This window comes from Rhizobium sp. BR 314, from assembly GCF_047445805.1.
Classification (GTDB): Bacteria; Pseudomonadota; Alphaproteobacteria; order Rhizobiales; family Rhizobiaceae; genus Rhizobium; species Rhizobium lusitanum_B.
Genome location: NZ_JARWLA010000006.1, coordinates 40,433 through 54,197 on the forward strand (window position 1 = coordinate 40,433; position 13,765 = coordinate 54,197).

Annotated in this window: 12 protein-coding genes; 10 read left to right on the top strand and 2 right to left on the bottom strand. The window is 60.3% G+C overall.

From position 1 onward, the window contains the following. The first annotated feature begins 2 nt into the window (after window positions 1–2). The 10 genes from QD461_RS10450 to QD461_RS10495 all read left to right on the top strand — a co-directional run bounded on the left by QD461_RS10450 (window position 3) and on the right by QD461_RS10495 (window position 11,771). Window positions 3–1,055, top strand: a complete 1,053-nt coding sequence (locus QD461_RS10450; RefSeq protein ID WP_414087696.1) for a 3-carboxy-cis,cis-muconate cycloisomerase — start codon at window positions 3–5, stop codon at window positions 1,053–1,055. 144 nt (window positions 1,056–1,199) lie between these two features. Then, window positions 1,200–2,372 carry an ABC transporter substrate-binding protein gene (locus tag QD461_RS10455; protein WP_414087697.1) on the top strand — a complete coding sequence of 391 codons (1,173 nt, stop codon included), beginning with the start codon at window positions 1,200–1,202 and terminating at the stop codon, window positions 2,370–2,372. Window positions 2,373–2,462: 90 nt separating this feature from the next. Then, window positions 2,463–3,326 (top strand): branched-chain amino acid ABC transporter permease, encoded by an 864-nt coding sequence (locus tag QD461_RS10460; protein ID WP_414087698.1) that lies wholly within the window; start codon window positions 2,463–2,465, stop codon window positions 3,324–3,326. Window position 3,327: 1 nt separating this feature from the next. Further along, on the top strand, window positions 3,328–4,335 hold the full coding sequence (locus tag QD461_RS10465; RefSeq protein ID WP_414087699.1) for a branched-chain amino acid ABC transporter permease: 1,008 nt from the start codon (window positions 3,328–3,330) through the stop codon (window positions 4,333–4,335). Then, window positions 4,332–5,096, top strand: coding sequence for an ABC transporter ATP-binding protein (locus tag QD461_RS10470; RefSeq protein WP_414087700.1), 765 nt, complete (start codon window positions 4,332–4,334; stop codon window positions 5,094–5,096). The genes QD461_RS10465 and QD461_RS10470 overlap by 4 nt, the downstream gene beginning before the upstream one ends. Then, window positions 5,077–5,793, top strand: coding sequence for an ABC transporter ATP-binding protein (locus QD461_RS10475; protein WP_414087701.1), 717 nt, complete (start codon window positions 5,077–5,079; stop codon window positions 5,791–5,793). Before QD461_RS10470 ends, QD461_RS10475 begins: the two co-directional genes overlap by 20 nt. A gap of 117 nt (window positions 5,794–5,910) precedes the next feature. Further along, window positions 5,911–6,303 (top strand): GFA family protein, encoded by a 393-nt coding sequence (locus tag QD461_RS10480; RefSeq protein ID WP_414087702.1) that lies wholly within the window; start codon window positions 5,911–5,913, stop codon window positions 6,301–6,303. Window positions 6,304–6,436: 133 nt separating this feature from the next. Beyond that, the gene (locus QD461_RS10485) at window positions 6,437–10,063 is read left to right on the top strand and encodes a hydantoinase B/oxoprolinase family protein (RefSeq protein WP_414087703.1); all 3,627 of its coding nucleotides are present in this window, start codon (window positions 6,437–6,439) and stop codon (window positions 10,061–10,063) included. An 85-nt stretch (window positions 10,064–10,148) separates the two neighbouring features. Further along, window positions 10,149–10,676: a winged helix DNA-binding protein gene (locus tag QD461_RS10490; protein ID WP_414087704.1), complete on the top strand. Its 528-nt coding sequence runs from the start codon at window positions 10,149–10,151 to the stop codon at window positions 10,674–10,676. A gap of 264 nt (window positions 10,677–10,940) precedes the next feature. Next, complete coding sequence (locus QD461_RS10495; RefSeq protein WP_414087705.1) at window positions 10,941–11,771, top strand: MBL fold metallo-hydrolase; 831 nt, start codon at window positions 10,941–10,943, stop codon at window positions 11,769–11,771. Between the two features lie 35 nt (window positions 11,772–11,806). Here QD461_RS10495 and QD461_RS10500 read toward each other — a convergent pair whose 3' ends face one another. Then, entirely contained in the window at window positions 11,807–12,553 is a 747-nt protein-coding gene (locus QD461_RS10500) for a polysaccharide deacetylase family protein (RefSeq protein WP_414087706.1), read from the bottom strand. After that, window positions 12,543–13,646 (bottom strand): glycosyltransferase family 4 protein, encoded by a 1,104-nt coding sequence (locus QD461_RS10505; protein ID WP_414087707.1) that lies wholly within the window; start codon window positions 13,644–13,646, stop codon window positions 12,543–12,545. The genes QD461_RS10500 and QD461_RS10505 overlap by 11 nt, the downstream gene beginning before the upstream one ends. Between the last annotated feature and the right edge of the window lie 119 nt (window positions 13,647–13,765).

Below are 13,765 nucleotides of genomic sequence, written 5' to 3' on the forward strand. Positions count from 1 at the left end.
CCATGAGCGCTTCTCCTTTCGACCACCCGTTCCTGTCCGGCCTCCTCGGTGACGAAGAGATCGCGGACTATTTTTCGGCCAGGGCCGATATTCGATCTATGCTTGCCTTCGAAGTCGCACTTGCCGAGGTCGAGGGGCGGCAGGGGCTGATTCCGCCGGCTGCGGCCGAGCGGATCGCTGAGGTCTGCAAAAGCTTCGAGCCCGATCTGGAGAGCTTGAAGACTGCAACTGCGTCTGATGGCGTCGTCGTGCCCGATCTTGTCAGGCAGCTGCGCAAGGCGGTTGGTGGAGATGCGAGTGGCCATGTCCACTTCGGCGCCACCAGTCAGGACGTCATCGACACCAGCCTGATGCTGCGGCTGAAAGCAGTTGCGTTTGTCCTCAGCGGTCGTCTCTTTGCCGTATCATCAGCGCTTTCCAAACTGGAAGAGCGTTTCGGATCGAATAGACTGATGGGTCGCACCCGGATGCAGGCGGCGATTCCGATCACGGTGTCGGATCGGCTGCTGGCGTGGCGCCATCCACTCGATCAATATCGCGATCGGCTGACACAGGAGAGGTTTCCGCTGCAATTCGGCGGTGCCGCCGGCACGCTCGAGAAGCTCGGGCCGCAAGCGGCTGCAATCAGAGGCTTACTGGCGCAGGCTCTCGGGCTGGCAGACGAACCGCAATGGCAAAGCCAGAGGGCGCGCATGGCCGAACTTGCGGGATTGCTTTCCATGATTTCGGGCAGCCTTGGTAAAATTGGCCAGGATGTCGCGCTTCTGGCGCAGGCCGGCGATGAGATCGAACTGGCGGGCGGCGGCGGTTCCTCGGCCATGCCGCACAAGCAGAACCCGGTTGCCGCCGAAGTGCTGGTCACGTTTGCCCGCTTCAATGCCGTGCAGCTTTCGGGCATTCATCAGTCGCTCGTGCACGAACAGGAACGCTCCGGGGCTGCCTGGACGTTGGAATGGCTGCTATTGCCGCCTATGGTGGCGGCAACCGCGGCGGCGCTGCGTCAGGCGCTGCAACTGATCGGCATGATCAAGCGCCTAGGAACGATAACTGAATAGGATTTTCATGATCATCCATAACCAAATTAATATGGATGATGGCCTTTATTTCATTTTACATCACCATTTCTTATGGGAAATTGGTGGCGATCAGGTTTCGAACGATCAAGGGCAGTCCGCGAAGCGACTGCCGGGAGGAGAAAAATGAAACGGTTTATATTGGCCGCCATCGCGGCTGTTGCTCTTGGCGGTGCTGCCTATGCCGACACGATCAAGGTTGGCGTCATTGGACCCTTCTCCGGTCCGTTCGCGCTGCAGGGCAAGAATTTCAAGGCCGGTATCGACGCCTATATGGCGCTCAACGGCAAGAAGGTCGGCAATAACGAAGTCGAGGTGATCTACCGCGACGTGCCGCAGGCCGATCCGGCGCAGTCAAAGGCACTGGCCCAGGAACTCGTCGTCAAGGAGAAGGTTCAGTATCTCGCCGGCTTTTATTTCACGCCGGACGCGATGGCCGTGACGCCGATCCTCAAGCAGGCCAATGTGCCGATGGTTATCTTCAATGCCGCGACCTCGGCAATCGTCACCAAGAGCCCGCTGGTCGTGCGCACCTCGTTCACCACCTGGCAGACCTCCACGCCGATCGCCAAGGTCGCCTACGACGCTGGCGTAAAGAAAATCATCTCCGTCGTCAGCGATTATGGCCCGGGTGTCGATGCCGAAAATGCCTTCAAGGCCGGCTTCGAGAAGCAAGGTGGTCAGATCGTTCAGGCGATCCGCATGCCGCTGTCGACCAACGACTTCAGCCCGATCATGCAGCGCATCAAGGATTCCGGCGCGCAAGGCGTCTTCGCCTTCCTGCCCTCCGGCCCGACGACGCTCGGCTTCGTTAAGGCCTACAATGAGAATGGTCTGAAGGCCGGTGGCATCAAGCTTTTTGCTCCGGGCGACCTGACACAGGAATCCGATCTGCCGGCACTCGGCGATGCTGCACTCGGCATGCAGACGACTTTCCATTATGCGATTTCGCATGACTCAGCCGAAAACAAGGCATTCATCGCCGCCGCCGACAAGGCGATCGGCAATCCTGCAGAATTGACCTTCCCCGCCGTCGGTGCTTTCGACGGTATGCATGTCATCTACAAGATGATCGAGGCGACCGGCGGCAAGCAGGATGCGCAGAAGGCCGTTGATGCGGTGAAGGGCCTGTCCTGGGCCAGCCCGCGTGGTCCCGTCACCATCGATGCGGAAAGCCGACATATCACCCAGAACATCTATCTGCGCGAAGTCACCAAAGGTGACGACGGCAAGTACTACAACAAGGAAATCCAGACCTTCGAGAAGCAGGGCGACCCCGGCCTTGCTGCTGCAAAGTAAAGCGCTCCTGTGAGGTCATCCGCTTGAGCTGAAAACTCTGCTTGAGCGGATGACGGCGGAGACGTAACACGAACCGGACCAGCGATATCAATGCAAACCGTGCTCAGCATAGCAGTCGATGCCCTCGCTTACGGCATGGTGCTGTTCGTCATCTCTATTGGCCTCTCCGTCACCATGGGGCTGATGCGCGTCGTCAATCTGGCCCACGGCGCCTTCGCCATGATCGGCGGCTATATCGCCTCCTATGCGGCGCGCGATCTCAGTCTGGGCTATGTTGCGGCCGTGCTCTTGGCCGTGGTTGGCACGGTCATTATCTCCATTCCGATCGAGCGTCTGCTTTATCGGCGCATCTACGGGGCGCCGGAGTTGACGCAGGTGCTGATGACCATCGGCATCACCTTCTGCATCATTGGCATCGCCAATTACGTCTTCGGTCCGACGCTGAAGACCATACCGCTGCCGGGCGAACTGCAAGGCTCGGTCGATCTCGGCTTCCGCACCATCGGCATGCATCGCATCTTCGCGATCGTCTGTGGCCTGATCGTCGCTCTGGCACTGTGGTTCACGATCGAGAAGACGTCGTTCGGCGTCAAGCTGCGCGCCTCCGTCGACAATGCCTCGATGGCGGCGGCTCTCGGCGTGCGTACCGAAATCGTCTACGCCGTCAGCTTTGCCATTGCCGTCGGCCTTGCCGCTTTCGGGGGCGTCGTCGGCGCTGAACTGCTGCCTGTCGAACCCTATTATGCCTTGCGCTACATGGTGACTTTTCTCGTCGTCGTCTCGGTCGGCGGTGCGGGCTCCATTTCCGGCGCGCTGCTTGCCTGTCTTATCCTCGGCTGCATCGACACGACCGGCCGTTACCTCATGCCCGAATATGGCGAGTTTTTCTTCTATCTGGCCGTCATTGCCATCGTCTGCGTCTTCCCGCGCGGCTTTGCCGGGAGGATGAAGTAAGATGGCGCTGACGACCCTGGAAAGAGAGGCCATTCCCGCCGTGACCAGACACCGTACTCTTGGACAGGATGTGATTGCGATTGCCGTGATCGCGGCGTTGGCTGCGATCGGCTACATTCTGTTTCCCGACAACCTTGCTCTTCTGACGCGTCTGATTGCGATTGCTCTGCTGGTCCTGTCGCTTGATCTCGTCACTGGCTATTGCGGCGTGGCGACGCTCGGTCATGCCGCCCTTTTCGGCGCCGGCGCCTACGCCGCCGGCATTGCGTCGGCGCATTACGGCATCAACGATCCTCTCTTGATGACGCTTGCCGGCATCCTCGGCGGCGCGGTCGCGGGGCTGGTCTGTTCCGTCGTCATTTTGAGAGCGCATGGCCTGCCGCAACTCGTGCTCTCGATCGCGCTGATCTATCTCTTCCACGAGTTCGCCAACAAGGCTTCGAGCTGGACCGGTGGCAGCGACGGCCTGTCCGGCATCGCCCCGGATCCGTTGTTCGGCAGCTTCGAATTCGATCTCTTCGGGCATACGGCCTACATCTATGCGGTCGCCCTGCTGCTGCTCGTGCTTGTATTGCTGCGCATTCTAGTGCGCTCTCCGTTCGGCATGCTTTGCCGCGGCATCCGGCAGGATCCCCTGCGCATCCGCGCTATGGGTGCTTCGCCGAAGATCGCGCTGATCAAGATGTACGTGATTTCGGGCGCGGTTGCCGGCATCGGCGGCGCTTTGAACGCGATCTCGACACAGGTCGTCGGCCTCGACAGCCTGTCGTTCACACAATCGGCCGAGGCCCTTGTCATGCTCGTGCTTGGCGGTACAGGCTCCCTATTCGGGGCACTTGTCGGCACGCTGATTTTCATGCTGTTCGAGGATTATGTTTCCGCCGCCAATCCCTTCCATTGGCTGACCATTGTCGGCGCGCTGCTGATCCTCGTGGTTCTCTTTGCGCCGAAGGGCATTTATGGCACTGCCGTCGCCTATGTGGCTCGCCGCCGGGAGGCGCGGGCATGAGCGCGATTTTCGAGGTCGACAATCTCAGGAAAGCTTTCGGCGGGCTGACCGTCACCAATGGTGTCACCCTGTCGATGGCGCCGGGCGACCGTGTCGCCTTGATCGGCCCGAACGGTGCCGGCAAGACCAGCTTCGTCAATCTCGTCACGGGCAATCTGCCGGCTGACTCAGGCGAGGTTCGCATTGCCGGGCAAAACGTCAACAAGGTCGATGCCATCGGCCGTGTCAGGCGTGGCCTGGTGAGGTCCTTCCAGGTGACGCGACTGTTTCAGGACATGACCCCCGCCGAGCATGTCGGCATGGCGGTGTTGCAGCGGACGGGCCGCTTCGGCCGCATGTTCGGCAACTTTCTCAGCATGCGTGATGTCATGGAGGAGACGGAGGAACTGCTCGGTACGCTCGGCCTTGCCGCTTTGGCGCATCGCAGGGTCAGCGAGATTGCCTATGGCCAGCAACGGCTGCTCGAAATTGCCGTCGCCATGGCCTTGAAGCCGAAAGTGCTGTTGCTTGACGAGCCGGCCGCCGGTGTGCCGCAAAGCGATACCGGTCGGATCGAGAAGGCGCTCACCGATCTGCCTGCCGATCTCGCCGTGTTGATGATCGAGCACGACATGGATCTGGTCTTCCGCTTCGCCAAGCGCGTCGTCGTGCTGGCGGCCGGCACGATCATCTTCGACGGTTCGCCGAAAGACGTGACACAGGATGCGCGTGTGCGCGAAGCCTATCTTGGGAGCTATGCCAATGCCGGCCACGCCGCTTGAAGTCGAAAATCTGTTGGCCGGTTATGGCCCCACGCGCGTGCTGGAAGGCGTCTCCTTCTCAGTGCCGGCCGGCGGCCGGCTTGCCGTGCTCGGTCGCAACGGCATGGGCAAGAGCACGCTGCTTGCGACGCTTGCCGGTCAGACACGGCGCTATGATGGCCGCATCCGGCTTGGCTCGGCTGAAATTGCCGGTTTGCCAAGTGCCAGACGCGCCCATCAGGGCCTCGGCTACGTGCCGCAGACGCGCGACGTCTTTCCGACCCTGACGGTTGAGGAAAATCTTTCCGTTGGGCTGAAAGGTCGGCCGAAGAGCGCCCTGCAGGAAGCCTACGACATGTTCCCGCGCCTGAATGAGCGCCGCCGAAACCTCGGCGGCCAGCTATCCGGCGGCGAGCAGCAGATGTTGTCGACCGCTCGCACGATCCTCGGCCGTCCCTCGGTACTGCTTCTCGACGAACCCCTGGAAGGGCTTGCCCCCGTCATTTGCGAGGAGCTGATGGCGGCCTTTACAAAGCTCGCCGAAACCGGCGATATGACCATCCTTCTCGTGGAGCAGCGCATTCAAAGCGCGCTCGACTTTGCCAGTGACGTCATCATTCTGGAGCGCGGACGGCTTGCCTGGAAGGGCACGCCCGAGGCGCTTACCGCGGATCATCAGGCCGTGGAGCGCCTGCTTGGCGTCGGCGGATTGCACTAGCGCGTGCCGCCGTTTCCGGCAGTATAATAGCGGCACGGCCTAGCGATGGCGCGATTGCCGTGACTGTTCCGCTTGTCGTAAACATTCCGCCTGTTTGATGTCAAAAAGGGGTGCGACATGGACCGATTCACCGGCGGCTGCCTGTGCGGCAAAGTGGGATTTGTGGCGTCGGGACGCCCTTACCGGGTCGGCATCTGCCATTGTCTCGACTGCAGGAAGTTCCATGGCGCGTTGTTTCACGCGTCGGCGATCTTTCCTGAGGGTATGGTGACGATCGAAGGCGAGACGAGGAACTATGCCGGTCGGTTTTTCTGTCCCCATTGCGGCTCGTCTGTCTTTTCACGAAGCGCAGATGAAATCGAAATAAATCTCGGGTCACTCGATGCTCCGGATCAGCTGACACCGACTTACGAACTCTGGACAGTTCGACGCGAAGCCTGGCTGCCCGCGTTTCCGCTCGCGAGGCGATATGAGCGCGACCGTGAGGCGGCGGCCCGCTCGGAGGGTTAGGGCGCACTCGAACAAAGGATTATGCTGACAAAACCTGTCGACGGTGCTCGCTATTGGGAATTCATATTGACGACAAAACGTTGACGATTTATCGATATATTATCATTGTTGCGTCGTTCTGCTGGAGGCGGATTTGTCGGAGAACACTTCGGGTCGTTGGGATTTCTGGATCGATCGCGGCGGTACCTTTACCGACGTCGTCGGGCGTGATCCATCTGGCGCTCTCCATGCCCGCAAGGTGCTGTCGGAAAATCCCGAGGCCTATAGCGATGCGGCCGTTCACGGTATCCGTCTCCATCTCGGTCTCGGCAAGGGCGAGCCGGTTCCCGAAGGCGCAATCGGTGAGGTCCGCATGGGCACGACCGTCGCCACCAACGCGCTGCTCGAGCGCAAGGGCGAACGCCTTGCTCTGGTGACGACGAAGGGTTTCCGTGACGCTCTGCGCATCGGTTATCAGGAGCGCAAGAAGATCTTTGCGACCGAGATCGTCAAGCCGGAAGCGCTCTACGAAGATGTCGTCGAGATCGACGAGCGCGTGCTTGCCGACGGCACGGTCGAGCTCGCTCTGAATGAAAATGCCGCCGAGGTGGCGCTGCGCGAGCTTCTCGCCAAGGGTTATCGCTCTGTTGCCATCGTCTTCATGCATGCTTACAAGTTTCCAGCGCATGAGGGTGCCGTCGCCAAAATCGCGAGATCAATTGGCTTCGAGCAGGTCTCCGTCAGCCATGAGGTCTCACCGCTGATCAAGCTCGTCGGTCGTGGCGATACGGCCGTTATCGACGCCTATCTCTCGCCGGTGCTCGGCCGCTATATCCGCCAGGTTTGTGATGAGCTCGATGTTGAGCGCACCGGCGCGCGCGTCATGTTCATGATGTCGTCGGGCGGGTTGACGGCTGCCGACATGTTCCAGGGCAAGGACGCCATCCTTTCCGGACCGGCCGGCGGCGTGGTCGGCCTTGCCAAAACCGGCGAGCAGGCTGGTTTTGCCAATGTTATCGGCTTCGACATGGGCGGCACCTCGACGGACGTGGCGCATTTTGACGGCGAATATGAGCGCGCCTTCGAAACAGAAGTGGCCGGCGTGCGTGTTCGCGCGCCGATGATGCTGATCCATACCGTTGCGGCGGGCGGCGGCTCGATCCTGCATTTCGATGGCGATCGCTTCCGCGTCGGCCCGGATTCGGCAGGCGCTTTCCCAGGTCCAGCTTGCTATCGCAATGGCGGCCCTTTGGCAGTCACCGATGCGAATGTCATGGCTGGCAAGCTGCTGCCGGAATTCTTCCCCTCCATATTCGGGCCAAACCAGGATCAGCCGCTCGACGTCGAAGCGGTGCGTGGCAAATTCGCGGCGCTCGCAGCCGAAATCGGCGATGGTCGCAGCCCGGAAGATGTTGCCGATGGCTTCATCCGCATCGCCGTTGCCAACATGGTCGAGGCGATCAAGAAGATCTCCGTTCAACGCGGCTATGACGTTACGCGTTATGCGCTGAACTGCTTCGGCGGCGCCGGCGGGCAGCACGCCTGCCTGGTTGCCGACGCGCTCGGCATGAAAAGCATCCTTCTGCATCCTATGTCCGGCCTTCTCTCCGCCTATGGCATGGGGCTTGCCGACATCAGGGCGACGCGCCAGAAGGCGCTCGGTGTCGCTCTTGATGATGCAGCGCCCGCCGCCATTACGGGCCTTGGCAACGAATTGCGCCGCGAATGCGTGCCCGAGCTGGAAGCGCAGGGTGTCGCAACGAACGAGATCAAGACGGTCCAGCGCGCCCATATCCGCTATGCTGGCACGGATACCTTGCTGGCGGTGGAGACGACCTTCCCGGAAGCGGACACTCCGGCACGGCTGCGCGGCCAATTCGAGACGCTGCACAAGCGCCGTTTCGGCTTCGTTGCCGAAGACAAGCCCTTGGTGGTCGAGGCAGTGGAAATCGAAACGATCGGTGGCGCAGCTGCCGATATCGCAATCGAGCTGGAGGCTTCAGCCGAGGGCGAGGCGCAGGCCACGAAGCGTACTGCCTTCTATTCGGGCGGCGAGAGCCGCGATGCGGCCGTTGTTCTGCGACAGGCGATCAAGCCCGGCCAGACGGTAACCGGCCCGGCCATCATCATCGAACCCAACCAGACGATCGTTATCGAGGATGGCTGGCAGGCGCAGCTGACACATAGGGATCATATCGTCCTGACGCGCATCAAGGCTCTGCCGGAGCGCAATGCCATCGGCACCAGGGCCGATCCCGTCATGCTGGAGATCTTCAACAATCTCTTCATGTCGATTGCCGAGCAGATGGGCATGACGCTGCAGAACACCGCCTATTCGGTTAACATCAAAGAGCGGCTGGATTTCTCCTGTGCCGTCTTCGATGCCGAAGGCAATCTGGTCGCCAACGCGCCGCATATGCCGGTTCATCTCGGCTCCATGGATGCGTCGGTGGCAACGGCAATCCGCGAAAATGCCGTCATCCATCCCGGCGACGTCTTTCTGATCAACGCCCCCTACAATGGCGGCACACATCTGCCCGATCTGACCGTCTGCACCCCTGTCTTCGACGATGCCGGCCAGAAGATCCGTTTTTGGGTCGCCAGCCGCGGCCATCACGCCGATATCGGCGGTATTTCGCCGGGATCGATGTCGCCGCTTGCGACGCACATCGAGGAGGAAGGCGTCTACATCGACAATTTCAAGCTGCTTGATCGCGGCCGCTTCTGTGAATCGGAGCTTACCAAACTGCTGACGGGCGCGCGCTATCCGGTGCGCACGCTTGCGCAGAACATCAATGATCTGAAGGCACAGGTCGCCGCCAACGAAAAGGGCGTTGCCGAGCTGAAGAAGATGATCGCGCTCTTCGGGGAAGATGTCGTCGACGCCTATATGGGTCACGTTCAGGATAACGCGGCCGAAAGCGTGCGCCGCGTTCTCGATCGTCTTTCGGATGGCGAATTCAGCTATGAGATGGATCAGGGCTGCAAGATCGTCGTCCAGATCTCGATCGATAAGGACAAGCGGGAGGCGACGGTCGATTTCAGCGGCACGTCTGCACAGCGCCCGGATAATTTCAATGCGCCGCAGCCGGTCACACGCGCCGCCGTGCTCTATGTCTTCCGTGTTCTCGTTGAGGCGGATATTCCGATGAATGCCGGCTGCCTGAGGCCGATCCGTATCATCATCCCCGAAGGCACGATGCTGACGCCAAAGTATCCGGCCGCAGTCGTCGCCGGCAATGTCGAAGTCAGCCAGGCCGTGACCAACTGCCTGTTTGGCGCGGTCGAGGCGCTCGCCGCAGCACAAGGGACGATGAACAATCTGACCTTCGGCAACGACGCCTACCAATATTATGAGACGATCTGCTCCGGCGCGCCGGCAGGCCCAGGCTTCAATGGCGCCGATGCAGTTCACACGCACATGACCAATTCGCGCCTGACCGACCCCGAAATCCTTGAGACGCGCTTTCCGGTCGTGCTGGAGGATTTCCACATTCGTCCGAATTCGGGCGGGCGCGGGAAGTGGAATTCCGGCAACGGTACCCAGCGCACCATCCGCACCCGCGAAAAGCTGGAGTTCGCCATCCTGTCCGGCCATCGGCGCGTGGCGCCTTTCGGCGTCAAGGGCGGTGAAGCGGGTCAGACCGGCCGCAACTACGTCCGCCGCAACGATGGCAAGATCGATGAACTGATCGGTTCGGCCCACACTGTGCTTGAGGCAGGTGAAGCCTTTACCGTTGTGACTCCCACAGGCGGCGGTTACGGAAAGCGGGACAACTAGGAACGCAACGCAAGAGCCGAGCGCCCATTGGTTGCTCGGCTCAACTAGTCTGCAGATGCCTTGATCCGTTCGAAGGAGTTTTCAGGTGACGTCCGAGGAAAAGAGTAGACCGCGCGATTTGATCGTCTCGTCGGCCCATCTGGCGGATGGCAGCTCGCCGGCCCTGTCCGAGCTCGAATACGGATCGATCCTCTTTTCCCATGCGTTCAATCGCTGGCTGGTCCGCTGCATGGCCGCTGCCGGCGTGCCTGGCCTTTCTCCGGTCGAAATCCTCATCATTCATTCGGTGCGCCATCGCGATCGACCGAAGACGCTTGCCGATCTCTGCCTTGTCCTCGACATCGAGGATACGCATGTGGCCAATTACGCCATCAAGAAGCTGGAAGCGGCGGGCTTGGTCAAGAGCGGCAAGGCCGGCAAGGAAAAGACGATCCGCGTCACCGACAAGGGTCTGGATGCGCTGAAGCGCTATACCGAAATTCGCGAGCGGCTGCTGGTTGAGGCAACCAAGGTCTCCGGCCTCTCGCAGGGTGGCCTTTCCGACATCGCATCTCATCTCAGGGCATTGTCCGGCTACTATGAACAGGCCGCGCGGTCTGCGGCTACCTTATAAGCCCTGCCTTATCAGCCTCGATCTCGTATTGGCGTTCGCAAGGCGGGGTCCTAAACACGGCGAATCCGCGCCCCTTATCTATTTTGTCATCTCATACCTATATTAGGTCTGTGCGGTGTGCCGCCCGGGCTCGTTCGAGGAGCCGCATGGGCCGAACGAAGAGATCCAGTTTTCACCTCCGCACGACTTTTGGAAAATGCTGGCTTCGCATGATAGCAAAAGTGTGCTTTTTTTGACCGAAAGGGGAATGGTGTAAAAACTTCTATGAACAACGATAGTTTCGAGCTTAAATTTTGGGGCGTTCGGGGGAGCATCCCCGTGTCGGGTCCGGAATTTGAGCGGTACGGCGGCAATACGTCGTGCATCGAGTTAAGACACGCAGGTAGGCACATACTGTTCGACGCGGGGACCGGTTTGCGCGAAGCGGCCGCATTTCTTGCCAAGGAAGGGGTTCGTAACATCGATCTCTTCTTCACGCATTCGCACTACGATCACATTATCGGCCTGCCATTCTTCAACGCCATCTATGATCCGCGCGTCAGCGTCGATCTCTGGTCCGGCCATCTCGCCGGCAAGACGACGACACGGCAGCTGATCGGCCAGTTCATGCGGCCGCCATGGTTCCCGGTCGAACCTGACATCTGTCGTGCCACCATGAATTTTCGCGATTTTGCTGCGGGCGATACGCTGAAACCGCATCCGGGCATCGTCATGCATACGACCCGCCTCAACCATCCGGGCGGCTGCATCGGCTATCGCATCGAATGGTCCGGTCGGGTGATCGCGATGGTCTATGATACCGAGCACGCCGACGGTCAGCTTGATGAGGCTGCGCTCGCATTGATGGCCGATGCCGATCTTGCCATATACGACGCAACTTACATCGAAGCGGAAATGCCGAAATATCTGGGCTTCGGTCACTCCACCTGGAACCAAGGCATCAAGCTTGCCAAAAAGGCAGGCGCCAAGCGGCTCGCCCTGTTTCATCATGCGCCCGGCCGCACGGACCGCGAGCTGGATGACATGCAGCGCGAGGCGCAGAAGAGCTTCTCCGAAGCATTCTTCGCCTTTGACGGGCAGTCGCTGCAGCTCTGAGCGCTCGCAGCGACGACCGAACCAGATGAGCGCAGCTAGTGTATAAAGTCGCCGACCGGCCGCCATTCGATGGCGGCATGGCCGACAGTCTCCTCGAACAGCGTTTCGACGAAACCCCACGCTAGATCGTCATGCGCGAGATGGTGCGTCATCACACCGATCGGCTCCTCATTGCCGTCGAAACGGTTCCGCAGCTCTTCGACCAGACGCTCGATTATCTCGGCATGCGGCAGGCCACCCCGCACACCATGCCATCGCATGATGTCGATATGAGTGTTGATCAGGCCGATTGGCGCCTGTTTTGCCAATCCAAAGACAGAGACGGCGCGATATCCGAAGGGAGTGAGGTGCGGCAGCAATGCATCATCGATGCGGTTCCACGGCGGCACCAGCAGCGGGACAAACTGTGAGGGGTAAAGCGCCTTCAACTTGTCGAAGCCGCGATGCAGCTCATCGAGCACGATCTCCTTGGGCCGATGCAGCCCGAGTTCCTGTTTTTTGGTGTCATCAGGCGCATAGTTCTGGTGCGTCCAGCCATGGACTGTGGCGGTGATGCGGTTTTTCTGCTCAAGGCGCTCGGCGAGCGGCTCGCTGGTGGGACCCGGAATGATCGCCAACGCCATCGGCACTTCGAAACCATCGGAAAGCGAGAGCAACCGATCGAGGGCTGGGGTCGGTTCTATGGCGTCGTCGTCACGGAACCAGAGCTTCACCTTTCGTCCAGCTTCCGTCCAGCGGCGCAGTTCGTCGCGCAAGGGCTGCCATTCCGCGCTATCGCTCATAATAGGTATCTCCCAGATGCTTTCGAAGAATGGTTTCAAGTTGTTTGGAAGCGGCCGTCAAGGAGCGCTCCTCGTGCACAAAAGTGTGGGCCGCGTCTGCCATGGCTTGCCGCTTGCCTTGATCGCTCAGAAGTTCGGCGACGGCATGGGCATAGGCGCCGATATCGCCTTCCGGTGTCAATAGTCCGGTCTTACCGGCCAGCACCACTTCCGGCACGCCCGCAGTTGCCTGGGCGACGACCGGCAGGCCTGCTGCCTGTGCTTCCAGATAGGCAAGCCCATAGGCCTCGTTGCAGCCGGGCCAGACATAGAGGCCGGCTGTTGCAAGCTCTGTTGCAATCTCCGACGTCGGGCGTTCGCCGCGCCAGGCAATTCGCTCGTCACTGAAGCTCGAAAACATCGATCGCACCTCGCTCCGCATCGGCCCGTCTCCGACTATGGTCAGGGTCCAATCCCGATCGCGGATAAGATCGAGTGCCTTGGCGAGCATGACGTAGCTGTCGAATTTGTCTCCCTTTCGAAGCATCGCAACGGTGATCAGTCGCCTTGGGTCCGGAGCGGAGGCCGAGTGTTGGAACTGGGCGGCATCGATGAAGGGTAGGAACCGCTCGTAGCGCCCATACGGTATTGCTTCCACAAGACCGACGCGGTCCCGCTCGGTAAAGCACAGATTGACCGCTGCCAACAGGACAGCATCGGCAATTAGACGCTGGCTTTCGGCCCAGCCATTGTCATCCTGGCGCCGGGAGTAAGAGGCTTCCGCAGTGACATAGGGAATGCCGAGTTGCCGAGCGATTGGCGGACCGATGAGATCGGGTGTCTTGTAGTAAGGATGATAGGTGAACCACAAATCGGGTGTCTGCCTGCTTTGCCATCCCGCAAGCAGACGCAATGTCTCATCCCCGGCTTGTCGTACGATCGCCGCGCGCAGATCGGCTTCAGGGGTCGGCGTGAAGCTCCGCAGTTCTGAAGCCACCTCGACCTGGTGTCCCGCCATGCGCAGTGCTTCCATAATCTGCCGGGCCATCAAGCGGTCGCCCGAGGGTACGGGATGGCCGGGCGGTTTCAGCGGTGCATAGAAAGCGATGTTCATTGTGCCGGCATACGGTTGACGATTAAGTGATTACGGAAGCCCGAATTGTGAGAGGATTGCCCGAATTCCGACCGGTTGCGTGTCAATAAGGTGCCTGCTTCAAAAAGCCGCATCCTCGA